The 18,044-nt window shown below is 37.9% G+C and carries 16 protein-coding genes and 1 riboswitch; of the genes, 8 read left to right on the plus strand and 8 right to left on the minus strand.

Translation table 11 applies throughout. The annotated features are described in order from the left end of the window. Positions 1–376: 376 nt before the first annotated feature. From Q1A47_RS16120 to Q1A47_RS16150, 7 genes are all read right to left on the minus strand, one after another. Positions 377–1,327, minus strand: coding sequence for an MBL fold metallo-hydrolase (locus Q1A47_RS16120; RefSeq protein ID WP_026682918.1), 951 nt, complete (start codon positions 1,325–1,327; stop codon positions 377–379). A gap of 43 nt (positions 1,328–1,370) precedes the next feature. Beyond that, entirely contained in the window at positions 1,371–2,693 is a 1,323-nt protein-coding gene (locus Q1A47_RS16125) for an alpha/beta hydrolase (RefSeq protein ID WP_246484834.1), read from the minus strand. 280 nt (positions 2,694–2,973) lie between these two features. Further along, positions 2,974–4,764 (minus strand): sodium:proton antiporter, encoded by a 1,791-nt coding sequence (locus tag Q1A47_RS16130; RefSeq protein ID WP_026682919.1) that lies wholly within the window; start codon positions 4,762–4,764, stop codon positions 2,974–2,976. 248 nt (positions 4,765–5,012) lie between these two features. Next, positions 5,013–6,365, minus strand: a complete 1,353-nt coding sequence (locus tag Q1A47_RS16135) for a tripartite tricarboxylate transporter permease (RefSeq protein WP_121604450.1) — start codon at positions 6,363–6,365, stop codon at positions 5,013–5,015. 3 nt (positions 6,366–6,368) lie between these two features. Further along, complete coding sequence (locus Q1A47_RS16140) at positions 6,369–6,614, minus strand: hypothetical protein (RefSeq protein WP_026682921.1); 246 nt, start codon at positions 6,612–6,614, stop codon at positions 6,369–6,371. Positions 6,615–7,328: 714 nt separating this feature from the next. Next, positions 7,329–7,505, minus strand: a complete 177-nt coding sequence (locus Q1A47_RS16145; protein WP_162986352.1) for a hypothetical protein — start codon at positions 7,503–7,505, stop codon at positions 7,329–7,331. 16 nt (positions 7,506–7,521) lie between these two features. Next, a complete protein-coding gene (locus tag Q1A47_RS16150) occupies positions 7,522–9,477 on the minus strand; it encodes an aconitate hydratase (protein ID WP_026682922.1) in 1,956 nt (651 codons plus the stop codon). Positions 9,478–9,635: 158 nt separating this feature from the next. On the opposite strand from Q1A47_RS16150, the gene Q1A47_RS16155 reads away from it, so the two are divergent. The 6 genes from Q1A47_RS16155 to Q1A47_RS16180 all read left to right on the plus strand — a co-directional run bounded on the left by Q1A47_RS16155 (position 9,636) and on the right by Q1A47_RS16180 (position 14,140). After that, a complete protein-coding gene (locus Q1A47_RS16155) occupies positions 9,636–10,433 on the plus strand; it encodes a TIGR00266 family protein (protein WP_026682923.1) in 798 nt (265 codons plus the stop codon). A 54-nt stretch (positions 10,434–10,487) separates the two neighbouring features. After that, positions 10,488–10,658: a YfhD family protein gene (locus tag Q1A47_RS16160; RefSeq protein ID WP_080668770.1), complete on the plus strand. Its 171-nt coding sequence runs from the start codon at positions 10,488–10,490 to the stop codon at positions 10,656–10,658. 297 nt (positions 10,659–10,955) lie between these two features. Beyond that, a complete protein-coding gene (locus tag Q1A47_RS16165) occupies positions 10,956–11,120 on the plus strand; it encodes a hypothetical protein (protein WP_162986351.1) in 165 nt (54 codons plus the stop codon). A gap of 17 nt (positions 11,121–11,137) precedes the next feature. After that, entirely contained in the window at positions 11,138–11,590 is a 453-nt protein-coding gene (locus Q1A47_RS16170; protein WP_026682924.1) for a YueI family protein, read from the plus strand. A gap of 669 nt (positions 11,591–12,259) precedes the next feature. Continuing rightward, positions 12,260–12,361, plus strand: a riboswitch (purine riboswitch). A 99-nt stretch (positions 12,362–12,460) separates the two neighbouring features. Further along, a complete protein-coding gene (locus tag Q1A47_RS16175; protein WP_026682925.1) occupies positions 12,461–13,531 on the plus strand; it encodes a guanine permease in 1,071 nt (356 codons plus the stop codon). Positions 13,532–13,603: 72 nt separating this feature from the next. Next, positions 13,604–14,140, plus strand: coding sequence for a phosphoribosyltransferase family protein (locus tag Q1A47_RS16180; protein WP_026682926.1), 537 nt, complete (start codon positions 13,604–13,606; stop codon positions 14,138–14,140). A 429-nt stretch (positions 14,141–14,569) separates the two neighbouring features. Here the strand turns inward: Q1A47_RS16180 and Q1A47_RS16185 are convergent, their stop codons facing one another. Next, a complete protein-coding gene (locus Q1A47_RS16185) occupies positions 14,570–14,665 on the minus strand; it encodes a BCCT family transporter (RefSeq protein ID WP_152525458.1) in 96 nt (31 codons plus the stop codon). A gap of 577 nt (positions 14,666–15,242) precedes the next feature. Between Q1A47_RS16185 and Q1A47_RS16190 the strand changes: the two genes are divergently transcribed. Beyond that, the gene (locus Q1A47_RS16190) at positions 15,243–15,767 is read left to right on the plus strand and encodes a type 1 glutamine amidotransferase domain-containing protein (protein ID WP_026682927.1); all 525 of its coding nucleotides are present in this window, start codon (positions 15,243–15,245) and stop codon (positions 15,765–15,767) included. Between the two features lie 188 nt (positions 15,768–15,955). After that, positions 15,956–17,944, plus strand: coding sequence for an acetoacetate--CoA ligase (locus Q1A47_RS16195; RefSeq protein WP_166530770.1), 1,989 nt, complete (start codon positions 15,956–15,958; stop codon positions 17,942–17,944). The last annotated feature ends 100 nt before the right edge of the window (positions 17,945–18,044 follow it).

Raw genomic sequence — 18,044 nt, forward strand, 5'->3', positions numbered from 1 at the left:
GTTTCTCTTTATTGCTTGAAGTGGGGAGCTTACTGCCGGTTATATGCGGGATAAAGTGAAACTTCCATCCGTGGGGGATTTTGTTTATCCCCACGGATGGTTAGGTGAACCAATCGGACATTTACCGGCAGTTGATCACCCACTTTACCAATAGTGGTTTCTCTTTATTGCTTGAAGTGGGGAGCTTACTGCCGGTTATATGCGGGATAAAGTGAAACTTCCATCCGTGGGGGGTTTTGTTTATCCCCCACTTCCAATAGCTGTTCTAATAAGGGAAATTTTCCTGTAGCTCCGCATATGCACTCTATGTGTTCAAGCAATTGCTCTCCCGTGAAAGTTTTTATATTAACTATTTTATCTGTGAGTTCAAACACACTTATCTTTCTTCTAATTTTTTAAAGAAATCAATAATTCCTAAGGCACAAACTTGCATATCTAAATTAATTACAATATAAGCCTCATGGTCATCTGGAATACCCTTTGCTCGTAATTCAACTTTAACCGCTGATAATAGACGCTTAGCTAATTCATCATAACCAAGCCCTTCCTTCCATACCTGTTGACCGATATCCAGAAAAAGAGGAAGCCAATTCGCTACTTGCTGTAGTGCTAAATTGGGAGTATTCGTCATTCCAAAGTGTCCATAATAAATCCGATCCAGATTTAATGCTTGTAAACGAGCAATCGCAGCTTGCATAGCATCTGGATTAAACTGATTTGGCGATGTCGAAGGTAAAAAGAATGGAACGCCTTGATCTATTAATTGCTGATAACGAACACCAACGGTATCTCCAGTAAACACCCCATTACTTATTGGATCATAAATACAAAAATGATGCTTGGCATGGCCTGGAGTATCTAAAAATTCAAGCATGCAACTGGAACCGATTTCTAGCGTATCTCCATCGCCTTTAACAATTATTCGGTCCGCATCAACAGGGACAATCGGTTCGAATAGTTCCGAAAAACTATCACCATAAACAGCCCTAGCTCCTGCTGCAAGTCTTTTAGGATCAATTAAATGCCTTTCTCCACGCGGGTGCACAATAACAGAAGCATTTGGACAATCTCTGATTAATAAGCCTGCTCCCCCAGCATGGTCTAAATGAATATGTGTCACAATAATATATTTTACTTGATCTAGTTGAAAGCCTAACTTTTCTAGACCATTCTTGACATGCCTTACAGATGGACTTGGGCCAGTTTCGACAATTGTTAGCTGTTCCTCATCAATAACATACGTACCAGTACGGTTAGGAACACCTAAATCAAAGCCATCTATTAGGCGAATACGATTATCCAAGTGAATCGGATGCTTCGACTGCATAGCATAACTTCCCCTTTTTACCTTTTTCTCCATAGTAGCATATCTATTTTCCATTAGTGGAGTCATTTATAAATTCAACTTGTCTAAGGAAATCAATTATCCCCTCTGTCAAACCTGGTGCCAGTGGTAAATCTGGATTGGTATATGTTTGAATGTTTTGATCACGATCAGCAGGAGCCTCCTTTAATACATGATTCATCCTCCCCACGATAAATTTGGTTGCATCTAAATTTGCCTCAGCTAGCGCATCAGCTTCACTAACAGAAACCTGTATGTCATGCTCACCGTGGACAATTAATATTGGAATAGTTAATGTTTTAATGATTTGCGTTGGTTCATATTGTATCCACGATGACAAAAACGGTTGAATACTTGGCCTCAATATAGCTTGTAATTCATCACGAACCTGATTAACAGTCTCACCTTTTCTTAATTTAGATAGTATACGTTGTACCTCTTCAAGAGCGGCATCCGTAAGCTGTTCACTTAACTGATCATACATAACCTTATCAATGGTGCGTCCCGCTCCCGCAATCGATACAAACACATCAATGTTTTGTTCAGCAGCGACAATCATCCCTATCAGTGAGCCCTGACTATGACCAATGATTCCTATTTTAGAAAATCGTTTATCTGATTGTAGCTTGTCTATCCATAGAGATGCATCATGAACAAATTCCTCAAAGCGCAACTTCGATTCATTTATTACAGCTTGCTGATTTTTACCAACACCCCGTTTATCATACCGAATACTTGCTATCCCTTTCTTTGCAAGGTTTTCTGCTAAGCGTTTTAAACTATCATTTTTTCCTGAAAAGCCGATAGAATTTCCATTACGATCTGTTGGTCCCGATCCTGGAATAATTATCATTATAGGAAAAGGTCCGTCACCTTCAGGACTTTCTAATTCAGCAAATAACGTTCCTGTATCCGTTTTTACCTCTAGAAAATTCCCTTCTTCTTGTTTTACTACCTTTTTATCATTTTTGGTTAATTGAAAGGGAAAGGATTGACCATTTTGCGTAAACGTACCGGATATAGCATCTCCCTTAATTTCCCCTGCAAAAGAAATGAGCTGATTTTGCATGTTCATTGTAAAAACGATATGCTGTCCTTCCGTTAATTCTATAGTGGATAAAGGATAATTCACTAATCCTTGAACAGGAATACTTATCGTACCAGTTAAATCTTTTACCCCTTTAATATCCAATTCAATAGCTAGTGATTGGTTTGGAATCTCAATTTTTCCTTGCCAAAATCCTGTCATCGTATGATTCTCCTTCTGCTTTTCTTTATTCTCTGATGAAGAGCTACATCCAGCAATCAATGCTAAGAATACGAATAAAAAAATACCATATTTCCTCAATACCCCCACCCTTTAACTTTTTAAATTATACGAATTATCAATCAAAAAGTTTCACAAGTACGATAGAAAAACTAAACTTATCCATACGACTTACGAAGCATTTCTTATCCTACGGCAAAAGTACGAGTTGAAGATCCCGTAGGAATGGTCATTGCTCTCCGAGAAAGCTGAAGTTGTGTCCGAGAAAAGCGTAGTATTTTGCTGGATCGAAGCTAAAACCTGTTTAGAAGTACACAAATAATCCGAACGAAATCAGTTCGGATTATGAGTAAATACATTTTTAGTTATTCTTTGCTAAAAATACGAGTTGATCATCTTTATCCATTGTAGGCATTTTACGTAATGTAACAAATTCAATCGTACCATTTTTCTTACGAATACATAACGGAATACCATCCACTGGAACATGTTCTTTCTTTTCCATTTTCTCAACAACTTTCATTGTTTGAATGGAATAGTTTGTGTTAATCTTTCTATTCAATTCTTTGAATACATGTTCTTTACCAAACAACAAATGTGCCTTTACTGAAGTAGGGATCTGTGATTCATCCCTATTCCCAGACCTTTCAGAAGGTATAGTGAACGTATTATTATAGCCAAATTCAGGTATATAGGATTGGGCTACGAGTGCGTTGTACGTCGCATCCTCTGTCATAGCTAATATCTTTTCGTACGGTGTTATATCCATTTCAAATTGGCTATGTTCATCAAGGATTTCCCCACGATATGTTGCAATCCCTTTTTGCTCTATTTGAAATAGTCTTCCGCTAGAAGAATCACTAATTAAGACTGGGTTTCCTAGTTCTTTCACCGCTTCTGCAAAAGCAATGGAAAAACTACTAGCACCTACAATTAATATCCCCGGCGGCTCTGAACTTGCTAATTTTAGTTTCTTTGCCAATGGCCCTAACGTAAATCCATGTGCACAAACCGTTATAAATACTAAAGCAAATGTAAGAGCTGTCAAGATAGAAGCCCCCCCATAACCATCGTTAAGTAATGTAGAAGCAAAATATCCCGATACGGTCAGCGCCACAATCCCTCTAGGAGCAATCCAGCCGATGAGTGTTTTCTCAGCTACTGTTAGTTCCGTACCGATTGTAGATATCCAAATAGATAATGGCCGAACAATAAATAGCATGACTAAAACAAATCCGAGAATTGGTAAAGTAAATACTTCTCCAATCGTCTCTCTAGTGAGCGAAGCAGTTAATAGAATGAAAATGGTTGACGTTAATAAAACAGATATATTTTCAATAAAGTGACTTATATTCCCAAGTGAAGAGACATATTTTTTGGTTCTTGCCAAGGTTAAACCCATTACGGTGACTGCTAACATTCCAGTCTCATGCATAATAACTTCACTTAACGCGAAGCAAATAAATACTAGGGACAGTGTAATTGGAGATTTTAAATACTCTGGGAACATCCCTTTGCTGGCCATAAAGCTTAATAAGAAACCAAATAGATAACCGATGATGATAGCTAAGAAGGAGGCAAGGAAAAAGGAGCCCAAAGCACTTGCATGTAACGTATCATCTGTAATTACTTTAATAACCTCATAAGCGAATAAGGCTAATAATGGTCCAGCAGGATCAACTATAATTCCTTCCCATTTTAAAACAGCTGCCGTTCTTGGTTTTAATTTTGATTGTCGTAGTAAGGGGATAATTACTGTCGGCCCTGTTACTACAAATAGCCCCCCTATAATAAATGCTATTTCTAAACTAAGCCCGGCAATAAAATGTGCCGCTAAGGACCCTCCAACCCAGGCAAGAAATGCGCCAAAGGTTACAACTCGAAAAACAGATTTTGAAATCCCTTTGACCTCACGGATATCCAGTGTAGTACTACCTTCAAATAAAATTACTGCAACAGCAAGAGAAATGATAGGACTGTATAAATCTCCTAACGCCTGCTCTGGATTAATAAATCCAAATATTGGTCCGATTAACAGTCCAGCTATTGACATGATGACAATAGATGGCCATTGAATTCTCCATGCAAACCATTGTGAAAATATACCTAAAGCAATAACAACAACGATACTAATCAAGCCTAATTCTTGCATTCGTTAACCTCTTTTCAATTGCTACGTATAATCGCGTAACAGTAGATGCTTTCCTTTGATTTTGTCCTAATTGAATTGCTTTAACTACCCTTGATGCTAAATACGATCAACCGACAAACAAGAACGTAACCCTGCCGACAACCTAGAGCGCAATGGTATTTATCTTGTAATTCTGTCTACTAATAGTAACTATACAAGTGCGTTCATTTTCATTCATATCCATGTACTATATGACCAACTTAAAAAGTTCACATAAATAAAGAAACTAACCATGGAGCGGCATACAAGGTCATAAATTGCACACCATAATTAACCCCTTTTCGATGAAGGAATCCAGCAACTAAAGCAACTAATAGCACTCCAGCTATGTTCACAATCCCGGCATCCATAAAAGCTAGCATAATTACTAAACCAAAAAATAAACCGAGCATTGCCTCATGTGGAATAAATCGAAAAACAAACGCACAAATTTGCTGCGCATACTTAATAGTAATATAAAACGTTATACTAATCGCAACAACTGATCCAATCACTGTTGCTAGAATGAAATCGGGCATTGTTAACATATGATGCATATTATGCTCCTCTGTAAAAACAGGCGGTGCATTAAATAAAGCACCTCCAGGACCAATTGCCGTTGGTGATAAAGGAAGACCAATTGCAATTAAAGGAATAAGCGTTCCTGAAATATACGCAGCATTTGTTAGTCCATCCATACTAGATATAGCCCGTGTAGCTTTTTTTACCGGATCTTTTATCCGACTAGTTAACGTTTCACCTAAAAAAATTGTCATTCCCACAGGACTCATAAAAAATGTCAATACACCTAAAAAGGAGGAAAGCGATGTAGTCCCAATCTCTTTTCTATCAAGAATTTTAAATGGATTCGGAAATCCTTTTGTTTTTCTAGTTTTTCTCATTGCAATTTCTTTTTTCCCATAACGTGGCATCTTTCGCCGCGATTTTGGGTTTAACAATTCTGCTAGTTTTAAGATGACTGGTCCAATTGTAATTCCTAAAAAGAAAGATGTGAATACTGTTTTATCTTCAGGAACGATCCCGACTTCCCAATAAAAAATTCGTAGGCCTTGAATAATAAAAGCAAAAGGGAGAATGGATAATAGTGCAATCCAGCGATTTTTCGTCATCAACGCTAAAAAAATAGCTCCCCCCAAAAAGATTTGACTCGCATATTCTGTTATGTAATCCGATAAAGGAGCGATTAGATTAGCCAGCAAAAGACTCATTGGAACTGCAATCATCGTTCCGATAACCGAACCCGATGCCATTTTTCGTATACTAAGCTCTGGTATACCATGCTTTTTTAATACCATTGCGTGCTCTACCATAGGAGCAGACATAACTCCTCCAGGTATACCAGCTATTGCAACAGGGATAGAATCCGTCAGTTTTTTAGCTACAATTGCCGAAATAAAAAAGGCTAAAATGACAATTGGTTCAAAGCCAGATAACACTAATACAAGTGTGACTGGAGCAAGAACAGCTGTCTCGTCTGTACCTGGGGCAATTCCTATAATCGTGTATAACATAGCACCGATAGCAGATGCAGCTATTAATTCAACGATTAATACCATATCCATTGTTTAATCCTCCTCTTCGTCCATATACCGAAAACGACGCTTTGGTTTAATTACAACGCTAGTAATAATAAATCCTACAACAGCGCCGACCAAACCAAAAATAAGTGGCTTTGGAGGTTCATTTGGGGCTATAAGATAACCTCCCAGTGTACTTATCGTACAAATAACAATAGATAGGAGTAAATCTTTAATATTAACTAAGTCTTCCCACACCTCAATATTTTCCCCTTGTTGGTGTCTATCATCCATTTTCGTCATAAAAACCACCTTTTTATTTTTAGAAGCAAGAACAAAAGCGCAAGCACTCGATTAGAAATGTAGCGACTAGCAACGGAGATAATTTGAATTACGGTGAGCTTGCGAACCCATGATGACTTAGCTTAGAGCGATTTGTGAATTCACTTCGTTTCTGGACACTAGAGCTGGACGCGGCTCAACACGCCCATATTTATTCACTTGGGTAAATTTTATAATTTCCTAAACTAGTACAAAAAGGGCTGATAGCTACGATTCAGCCTTCTTGAAAGCTAATCATGAAGATGAATTATGCTTTTCCCCACTTTATAGCTTTTTTATATTTTTTAATTATACATCTTACAGGCTTTTAAATGAAGCAAGAAAACATAAGCATTTCTCTTGTTAAGACGATTTATGCTTTATACCATAACAAAATAATCTACACAGTGAAAATATCTACGACTGCTTCCTATACTCAACAAACATATATCGTTTTTATATGAGCAGCAGAAGAGCATTATGACACAACTGTATAATGTATAATACGTTAGTGGAAACATTACAAAGATGTAAAACCCGAACTTTATCTAAACCAGATAAAGTTCGGGTTATTGTTCTGGAGATAGGTAGTTCATTTCATGACTCAATTAAAATGTCTCTTTCGGCAGGGTACGACCTCAGTCTCTCTTCTGGGGTCTTCGGAATCGTTCTGTCCCCGTCTCATTATTAATCCAACAACCGATTATTCTCATCTACTTGCATAATTCGTGCTGGTTTGTTTTCATCTTCTCGACCATAAATACCATCCCCATTACAAACAGAACATCGATATTGCCAACCTTCATCATCCGCCAATAAACCAGTACCATCACATACCCTACATCGATTGTCTTTTCGACTCATGCTATTGCCTCCTTTGTTATCCTTGTTTTACACTACGATCCTTCACCCAATTAATAATGCCACCCTTTAGCATGATATCAATTTGCCGTTCAGATAACGTATGCTTCACCTTAATTTGCTGTTTCTTTCCTTTTACCTCGATATTAAAATGTTTTCCCTCCTTTACTTTTCTCCTTAAATCTGTAGCCTTTAAAACATCCCCCTGCTGCAGTAAATCATAATCTTCTTCATTCACAAAGGTCAGAGGAAGCACACCAAAATTCACAAGGTTTTGCCAATGGATACGAGCAAAATCTTTAACAATAGCTACTCGTAAACCAAGATATCTTGGAGCTAGTGCCGCATGTTCTCGACTTGAACCTTGACCATAATTAAAACCACCGACAATTGCATGCCCACCTTTATCTACCGTTTCCTTACCTCGCTCATAGTAAGTTTCATCGATAATCTCAAAGGTAAACCTACTGATTTCTGGTAAGTTACTACGATAAGGAAGTACACGAGCTCCGCCTGCAAGTATTTCATCCGTTGAGATATTATTTCCCATTTTTAATAAAATAGGTATTTCTATCTCGTCAGGCATTTCATCCATTTTAGGAATCGAAGCAATATTTGGTCCCTTTTGCAAACGTATGCTTTTTGCTTCATCATAAGGCAATGGCTCCTCTAGTAAATGCTCATCAACAGTAGGTTGTTTAGGCAACTTCACAGCAGGATAGTTCATTCCTAATGTTCTTGGATCTGTAATTTTTCCATTTAAAGCCGAAGCAGCGGCTGTTTCTGGACTACATAAAAAGACACTATCCTCTCGCGTTCCAGATCGCCCAGGGAAATTCCTAGGGGTTGTGCGAATACTATTTCTACCAAAAGCCGGAGCTTGCCCCATACCGATACAGCCATTGCATCCTGCTTGGTGTAATCGTGCTCCAGCTTGTAACAAGTTAGCTATATGACCTTCTTTCACTAAGTCTTGAAGCATTTGCCTCGATGTTGGATTAATATCAAAAGAAACTCCCTCAGCAATCTGCTTATCTTTTACTATTTCCGCAGCAACTGCAAAATCTCGAAATCCAGGATTAGCAGACGAGCCTATATATGACTGATATATCGGCGTATCTATCAATTCATGAACAGGCACAACATTTCCGGGACTAGACGGCTTTGCGATAAGAGGTTCTAATGACGTGAAATCAATCTCATCCTCAAGATCATAGCTCGCTCCTTTATCAGCAGTCAATTCTATCCAATCGTCTTCTCTTCCTTGTTCTTTAAGGAAACGTTTAATTTCTTTATCTGATGGAAAGACAGTACCAGTAGCGCCTAGCTCAGCACCCATATTTGCAATAACATGTCGATCCATTGCACTTAATTGATGTAAACCCGGACCATAGTATTCAATAACCTTACCGACTCCCCCCTTCACATCATACCTTCTAAGTAATTCTAATATGATATCTTTGGCACTTACCCAATCAGGCAGCTTTCCCGATAAGCGTATGCCCCAGACCTTTGGCATTTTCACGTAAAATGGTTCTCCAGCAATTGCTAGTGCAACATCAATTCCACCTGCACCCATGGCAAGCATTCCCATACATCCATTCGCACACGTATGACTATCAGAGCCAAGTAATGTTTTACCGGGTTTTGCTAATCTCTGCATATGAACAGGATGACTTACCCCATTACCTGGTCGACTATAAAATAGTCCAAAGCGCTGGGTAGCACTTTGCAAAAATAGATGATCATCTGGATTTTTATTATCTTCTTGAATAAGGTTATGATCTACATATTGCGCAGACGCTTCTGTTCTTGCACGATCCAATTCCATAGCTTCTAATTCCAACATGACCAATGTCCCAGTAGCATCCTGCGTTAAGGTCTGATCCATTTTCAGACCAATTTCTTCACCCGGAACCATGTCACCAGCTACTAAGTGATCTTTAATTAATTTTTGCGTTAAATTTAATGACAACGTACACCCTCCTTTAAGTAGCTTATATCCCATTAACTAGTATATGGAATAATAGCATTTCTATTTGTTTGAATTCCCAATCTTTTTGAATCTTAAAAGCATTTTTATACGTATACTAGAAAAGTACGTATTTTTCCAATTTTAAAAGGAGTGGTCTTATGAATAACCATGAAATTGATTATCAGTTGTATGGAGATGACATGCAGTTTGTTGAGGTTGAATTAGATCCCCAAGAAACCGTTATTGCTGAAGCAGGAAGTTTAATGATGATGGATGAACAAATCAAAATGGAAACCATTTTCGGAGATGGCTCATCTAAAGAGGATGGAGGCTTGATGGGTAAATTATTTGGTGCAGGAAAACGAGTTCTTACCGGAGAAAGTTTGTTTATGACAGCATTTACTAATGAAGGTACAGGAAAGCGCCATGTAGCATTTGCTTCACCATATCCAGGTAAAATTATTCCGATGGATTTAAGTGAAATTGATGGCAAGTTAATTTGCCAAAAAGATGCGTTTCTTGCAGCTGCAAAAGGAGTCTCGGTAGGTATAGAGTTTCAGAAAAAAATTGGGACAGGATTTTTTGGTGGTGAAGGATTTATTATGCAAAAGCTTGAGGGAGATGGAATGGCGTTTATCCATGCGGGTGGTACCATACATAAAAAAGAAATTGGTGTCGGAGAATCACTACGCGTAGATACAGGCTGCCTTGTTGCGATGGATTCAGGTATTGATTATAACATTGAATATGTTGGCGGTGTAAAAACCGCATTATTCGGCGGGGAAGGACTGTTTTTTGCGACATTACGCGGACCTGGAACTGTTTGGGTACAATCACTTCCATTCAGTAGACTGGCTAGTAGAATCTTTGCTGCCGCTCCTGAAAAGGGTGGATCAAAAGGGGAAGGAAGTATTGCCGGAGGTTTATTCGATTTACTAGGTGGCGATCGTAAATAGAAAAGCTATTTATGATGCATAATAACCATGAGATCATAAAAACGAGGTGAAAACATGGGAAAAGATGAGCATCATAAATCAAAGAATAATTTTCTTTCACAAACTCCTAAAAACCAAAAGTCAGATGGTATTGATGTTGAGTTTTCTGAAGAATTAGCAGATCATGAGGATAAAGAAGCTCAACAACGAAGCGATCAAGCTAATAAACGAATAAAAGGAAAATAATTTACTAACATGGATATTATTGTGGTTAAGGATAACTAAGCCTGGTATATCTGGGCTAATTTTATAATTTCTTAGACTACGAAAACAATCTGAACTACGATCCGAATATCACTTCGTATACTCGGATTATAGTTCAGATTTTCTTTAACTTCCTTTCTTTTGTCTCGCCCACTTTTTATTTAACACTAATTTCGTTGCTTCTAACAGGGGGCATTTGTACAATAGAGGTATTAATACAATTCCAATTATAGTCATTCCATAAATAAAGTGAAACTTCCATCCGTGGGGGGGTTCTCCTTGCTGATGGTTAGTACCATACCAAAAGGGTATGACCTAAAGGCCTTTGAACTGATCGAACATTTACTGGCAGGCGACTCACACTTATCCATATTGGTTTCTTTATTGCTTGAAGTGGGGGTATTAGTGCCAGTTATTTGTGGGATAAAACAACAACTATATTAAAAAAGCGAGGAATACAGATGAGTAAGAAAAATGTAGATGACTATCTTACAGAAGGCATGTATGGCACGAGACTACCAAAAGACCATGAACGTAAACAATTTCTAGGAACACTTCGAGAACGAATTGTTCTCGCCTTAACAAAGGGACAAGTTATGTCTGATAAAGGCTTAGCTCAACTAGAGGAAGCGATGAAAGAACATCCTAAGGCAACATTACTTATTAATGGCGATGTTTCTCATCGATTTTTAAAGGAAGAAAAACACTTAGCAAATAAGTACCATATTACGTATTCAACCGTAACCAATGAAGAAGTAGAAACGGATATTGGAGCAGTTTTAACCTATGACTATGCCATTGATAAAGAAGATATTTTTATACAAACTGATCCGATTCAATCAGAAAAACAAGAAGAACAAAATGATAAACAATCCTCCACCCTTTCAAAGATTAAAAAATGGTTTCGATCATAAGGATAATATCCTTTTACTATAGGTGATATCTTAAAAGGGGTAGATGCAATAAGCATATACGAAACTCCAACGAGCTGAATAACTGTGTGAAGTTCCCTCAGTGAGTGGTAGTAACCAAACCATTGCTCGCATCAATTGTTTCAAAGGTCTGGGACGAATGAAAAACCCAAAAGCCGAACGATAAAATAAAGTGAACCTTAAATCCTTGGGGTTTGTTTATCACACACTGATGATTAGTACCACCACAAGGGTATGACCTAACGTCCAATCGGCCCTTTTACTGGCGGTCGATCCCCCACTTACCAATAGTGGTTTCACTTTATTCCTTGTAGTTAGGTTCTTACTGCAGTTATATGTGGGATAAATGTTACTACGAATTGCAGCCAAAATACGTAAACTCCTTGAAAAGAAGAGCATTTTTCTGCGTACGATGTATCGCTGCCTAATCCTTCCTTACCCTGCAGTAAAAGTACAACTAAATCCTTGCTCGCAGATAGCGAAGTATTTTTGCTGGAGCAGCGATAGAACCTGTTTGAAGTAAACAAAACGCTTTTGTCCCTCCTTTTCTTTTGTATGGATTTACATTAAAAAATCATTGTTTTTTCGCTGTTTTCCATTTTTTTACCTACAAAAAGTAAACATTTTATATTATAATGGCATTGTCATTCGTAAAAAATAAAAAATATACCCCATATATTCCCAATAATATGGATTGGGAGTCTCTACGAAGTAACCGTAAATTACTTCACTATGGACGGTGCTTTTACTCTAGCGAAAAACCGTTCAATTTTTGGGCGGTTTTTTCTTATCATTATATTCGTTGGTAGTGTAGTCACCATTCATTTCCCGGGGGGAAAAGGAGAAAAACAGATGGACATCATCAAAGATTTTTTAGCTGCAATTAGTGGTGTGCTTAATGGCCTTCCACAAGGATTACTAGCACTTACATTTGGCTTCGCCTCTGTACCTACCGCCATCGCCTTTATCATTGGAGCATTCGGGAACGCGGTAACAAGTAATGTAGCCGTCATTTCTTATCAAGCAGAAACCATCACCTTAGCTGGTACAATGGGAAAAAACATGCGAGAAAGACTCTCCATGATTTTCTTTGGTGCACTTATCATGCTTGTTATTGGTTTATTCGGTCTACTAGAACAGATTATTGATTGGATTGGTCCAGTCATAACTAATGGTATGATGGCTGGTGTAGGAATAATGCTGGCAAAAGTCGCCTGGGATATGGCGAAGCAAGATCGTATTGTTGGTATTTCATCCTTTGCCAGCGCATTACTTGTATATGTCGCAACGCGAGACCTTGTTTACACCATTACAATCTCCGTTATTCTATCTAGTGTAATCTATTTCTTTATGAAAAAAGATCAAACAGGTGGCAAAAAGGACCTGCCTAAAGAAAAAATTTCCCTACAAAAACTACTGCTAAACCCTATGGTCATTCGTGGTGCCTTAGCTATGGTTTGCTTAAATATTGGAGCTAACATTGCATTCGGGAAAATAAATGGGGAGATTGCTGCTACTGATGTAAATGTTGACACGATCACAATTATTAGCAGCTTAGCAGATATGGGGTCCGCACTTTTTGGTGGAGGACCGGTTGAAGTGGTAATTTCAGCAACTGCAAGTGCACCACACACTGTATGGGCTGGTGTACTGATGATGATCATTATGGCAATTATTTTATTCTTACGATTACTACCGAAAATAGGTAAGTTTGTACCAAGTGCATCTATAGCTGGTTTTTTATTTGTATTAGGTGCCATTGTTACGCTACCTGGTAATGCAGCTGCAGCTCTTGGCACAGATGGATCGGGTTCAACTATCATTGCTGGAGTAACAATGGTAGTAACTGCCATTGCTGATCCATTCCTAGGAATGTTAGCAGGCATTGTCATGCAATTTCTACTAAGTATCTTCGGCATTTAAATATTATAGAATATACGCTTTTTAAACATAATCTACTACCATTGTACGATAACATTTTTAGGAGGAATTGATTTGAACACTTATCCATTAAAGGTAGCAGGAATAACAAGAGATTTACCAATCATTCCGATTAATGACGAAGTGAAAATTGCAAGCTTTGTTGTTCTTGGCGATACGGAATTAATTAGTGCTACTGCACCATTATTAGCTGAAAAATTACCAGAGGTCGATATACTTGTCACTGCAGAAGCCAAGGGAATTCCCTTTATTCATGAGCTTTCAAAGCATCTAGAAATGGATCGCTATATTGTTGTACGTAAAAGCGTGAAGCCCTATATGGAAGATGTTCTGATTCACGAGGTAAATTCCATCACCACACAAAAACAACAATTACTATGTTTAGATAAACACGATGTAGCCAGAATAAAGGGAAAAAGGGTTGCATTAATTGACGATGTTATTAGTACTGGCGAATCGATGAAGGCACTTGAGAGCTTAGTCGCCGATGCAGGAGGTCACGTCACTGCAAAAGCTGCGATTTTAGCAGAAGGGGATGCTGCTAATCGTGATGATATTATCTTCTTAGAAAAACTGCCATTATTTAAATAAGCATTACTCACCCAAATCAGATAAGGTAGCATATTATATTCCAAGAAGTTCTTCATAATGTATCGCGCTCGTATCTAACGTAAGCACTTGCCCTCACGGTTACATCTTTAAACCTAGATGACAAAAGCCGTCTCTTCAGGGTAAAAATTTAATCGGGGGCTAAGTGCGACGTTTTTTATTTACATTGTCGGTATTCCGTTTGCGCAGTTTTCTAATAGGTTTACCCATCAGCAGAATAACTACGGAAAAGGCAAGGCTGCAATAATAAGCATATTCTGTAAACTTAGTATACCGCTAAAATACACCATTATTGCCCGCAACTGCCGATTGCATTATTTTTCACATAATTTTGACAGAGTTATGTGGGTTTAATGTTCCATTTGTAACATCCAGACCTATTCCCATTCCTGCACGGAAAAGCATCGCAAACTAAGATGTTAAGCTAAACTCGGGCTTATCATTTTCTTTTCCAAGCTTTGCGTTGCCATACCTAGAGAAATTAAGATAAATACAATACACAAGCATAACAATCAACAAATAATACCAACTAAAATAATCAGATATAAGAGCAGTTATTGTTGCTGAATACTCTTATACGCTACTAAATGCTTAGGCGTAAATAACCCCAAATTTACTACTACGATACATAGGGCTAATGAATCCCGAAGACGTTACTAATACTTTTCATTACTTCACCTCTTCAATGTTTAAACATAGCAAGTCGTTCACTAAACAATAACATTCCAAAAGCAAGTCCTCCAAAACCAATATTTTTGAATACATACAAGTTACTTCTTGCTCTTATACATCATTTTGATTGTTTTAAACAGCAAATAACGTATCTTATACCATAATTCATTACGCATACTGTCACGTCTGTAATAATGAAAAAGAGCCAGCTAGATATAGTATATTTTTTTCCTCCTTACCTATTTACTATTTTGGTGTGCTGCACAAATGATCACAAAGCGAATAGAAACTACATTAAATGCTTCTATTCGAGAAAAACAGCAAAAATAAGCTTTTATATGTTCTTTCTGCTTTCTTCTTATGATCCAATTTTGTTACACTGACATTATATTTAGAATAACGGAGGGGACCTATGCGCTTAAATAATAAAAAGGTTATTGCATTAGTTGAACACGATTTTGAGGATCTTGAACTATGGTATCCCGTTTTACGTTTGCAGGAAGAAGGGGCAGCGGTTCACTTAATTGGTAAGGAAGCACAAATAACATACCATGGAAAATTTGGTGTTCCAGCTATATCAGATTATGCATTCACTGATATACAGACTTCAGAATACGATGCAATTCTAGTACCAGGTGGCTGGGCACCAGATAAATTAAGAAGATATCCAGAGGTTATTAAAATGGTTCAAGAAATGGATAAAGCACATAAACCTATTGGCCAAATTTGTCATGCCGGTTGGGTACTTATCTCTGCAAATATTTTACAAGGAAAACAAGTGACAAGTACTCCAGGAATAAAAGACGACATGAAAAATGCAGGTGCCAATTGGGTAGATAAAGCAGTAATAGTAGATGGTCACCTAGTATCGAGTCGGCGACCACCTGATTTACCAGCTTATATGAAAACTTTTTCTGATATATTAGCCAACAATTAAAGCCTTTTGCTCGTATAGAATAGAACGTTCAAGTGTACCACGTCCAATAAAGGGACGTGGTACACTTGAGTTGGAGCTTCCGTACTGCCCCTATCCGATAAGTTTTTCCAGAAATATAGGTTCCTTTACAGACCGTAAGCGTTTACATATAATAGAAGTAATCTTTTTCATGAACAGGAGGGAACGAGTTGAAACAAGTAAGTGAAGGTACACTACTTTGGGAGCCAAGTAACGAGAGGAAAAAAAACTCGAAAATTAATCACTATATACATTGGCTCAAACAGCATAAAGGTTTAGACTTTCAGAATTATCACTCCCTCTGGAAATGGTCCGTTAATGAAATCGAAGCATTTTGGTCATCTATTTGGGAGTATTTCGAGATTAAAGCAAAGGATACATATCAAACTGTATTAACGTCTCATCAAATGCCTGGAGCTAAATGGTTTCCAGAAGCTACATTAAATTATACCGAGCATATCTTTAATAAGCGTGCTTTCTCTGAACAGCCTGCAATTATTCATACATCAGAAATCCGTACCACTACGGAAGTAACGTGGCAAAAATTATACCAAGATACAGTAGCTATGCAACACACACTAAAGAACTTAGGAATTAACAAAGGTGATCGTGTTGTCGCCTATGTACCTAATATATATGAATCAGTGGTAGCATTTTTGGCTACAGCTAGCCTTGGCGCTATTTGGTCTAGTGCATCTCCTGATTTTGGTACACAGAGCGTCATTGATCGCTTTCAACAAATCGAACCGAAGGTATTTTTCACTGTGGATGGCTATCGCTATGGGGGAAAGGATTTTGATCGAACAGAAGTAGCTTCTACTATCGAAGCTAGCTTACCAACACTCGAAGCAACGATTGCAATTCCTTACTTAGATAAAGAGGCAACCTTTCAACAGCTTCCGTCTGTGACCTTATGGAAGGAAGCTATTCCATCTCAACATCAGGATCAAAGGCTGTCCTTTGAATATGTATCCTTCAATGATCCTTTATGGGTATTGTTTTCATCTGGTACTACTGGAAAGCCAAAACCAATTGTTCAAAGTCAAGGCGGAATTTTACTAGAGCATTTAAAGGCATTAACCTTCCATGTTGACCTAGGAGAAGATGATCGTTTTTTCTGGTTTACGACTACTGGTTGGATGATGTGGAATTTCCTTATTAGTGGGTTACTAACCGGTAGTACCATCATTTTATACGATGGAAATCCTGGCTATCCAACGAAAGAAAAGCTATGGAAACTAGCTGAAGAAACAAAAATGACTGTTCTGGGTACAAGTGCAAGCTATATTACAGCATGTATGAAGGATACATTCCAACCAAAAGAATTGTTTAACCTTCGTTATCTAAAGAATATTAGCTCCACAGGTTCACCTCTACCACCAGAGGGATTTCAATGGTGCTATGAAAATGTAAAAAAAGATATTTGGATTGCTTCTGCAAGTGGGGGAACGGATGTATGTACAGCATTTATATTAGGTTGCCCGATACTTCCAGTCTATGCCGGAGAATTACAATGCCGTGGTCTAGGTGCTAAAATTGAAAGCTTTAATGAGCAAGGACAGCCTGAAATAGAAAATGTCGGTGAGCTTGTCTTAACTGAACCTTTTCCGTCTATGCCAATCTATTTTTGGAATGATACGAATGGATCGAGACTTCACGATAGCTACTTTGATGTCTTCCCTGGAATATGGTGCCATGGGGATTATCTTAAAATTACGGAAAGAAATACATGTATTATCTATGGAAGGTCAGACGCAACAATCAACCGTGGAGGTATTCGAATTGGTACTAGTGAAATCTATCGTGCAGTAGACCATGTTCAGGAGGTAGCTGATAGTTTAATTGTTGATATACCAAAAATAGATGGAGATTCTTTTGTACCTCTTTTCGTTGTTATGAAAGAGGGATATGAATTAACTACTGAAATAGAGGAATCAATTAAAAAACATATTCGAACTCACTGTTCTCCAAGACATGTACCAACCGGAATTCATCAAGTCTCTGATCTACCTAAAACATTAAATGGGAAAAAACTAGAGATTCCTGTAAAGAAATTATTGATGGGAAAACCAGCAGAGCAGGTTGTTAATAAAGGAGCTTTAAGCAATGCAGATTCACTAGAGAGCTTCGTTGCGTTTGCACAACAATTAAAAGCATAAGTGAATCATACTTCCTCACCTAAAAAAACGGAGCAAAATTCGCTCATTCCTTATCACTAAATGCTCAGATTTACGCTTCCTCTAGTAGCTATTATGGAAT

The organism is uncultured Virgibacillus sp. (assembly GCF_947495635.1).
GTDB classification, from domain to species: domain Bacteria; phylum Bacillota; class Bacilli; order Bacillales; family Amphibacillaceae; genus Virgibacillus; species Virgibacillus salarius.

Coding starts and splice junctions, on each gene's coding strand:
- Q1A47_RS16120 (WP_026682918.1), bottom strand. CDS start 1,327: ATGCAGTCGAAGCATCCGATTCACTTGGATAATCGTATTCGCCTAATA.
- Q1A47_RS16130 (WP_026682919.1), bottom strand. CDS start 4,764: ATGCAAGAATTAGGCTTGATTAGTATCGTTGTTGTTATTGCTTTAGGT.
- Q1A47_RS16135 (WP_121604450.1), bottom strand. CDS start 6,365: ATGGATATGGTATTAATCGTTGAATTAATAGCTGCATCTGCTATCGGT.
- Q1A47_RS16140 (WP_026682921.1), bottom strand. CDS start 6,614: ATGGATGATAGACACCAACAAGGGGAAAATATTGAGGTGTGGGAAGAC.
- Q1A47_RS16145 (WP_162986352.1), bottom strand. CDS start 7,505: ATGAGTCGAAAAGACAATCGATGTAGGGTATGTGATGGTACTGGTTTA.
- Q1A47_RS16155 (WP_026682923.1), top strand. CDS start 9,636: ATGAATAACCATGAAATTGATTATCAGTTGTATGGAGATGACATGCAG.
- Q1A47_RS16160 (WP_080668770.1), top strand. CDS start 10,488: ATGGGAAAAGATGAGCATCATAAATCAAAGAATAATTTTCTTTCACAA.
- Q1A47_RS16170 (WP_026682924.1), top strand. CDS start 11,138: ATGAGTAAGAAAAATGTAGATGACTATCTTACAGAAGGCATGTATGGC.
- Q1A47_RS16175 (WP_026682925.1), top strand. CDS start 12,461: ATGGACATCATCAAAGATTTTTTAGCTGCAATTAGTGGTGTGCTTAAT.
- Q1A47_RS16185 (WP_152525458.1), bottom strand. CDS start 14,665: ATGCTTGTGTATTGTATTTATCTTAATTTCTCTAGGTATGGCAACGCA.
- Q1A47_RS16190 (WP_026682927.1), top strand. CDS start 15,243: ATGCGCTTAAATAATAAAAAGGTTATTGCATTAGTTGAACACGATTTT.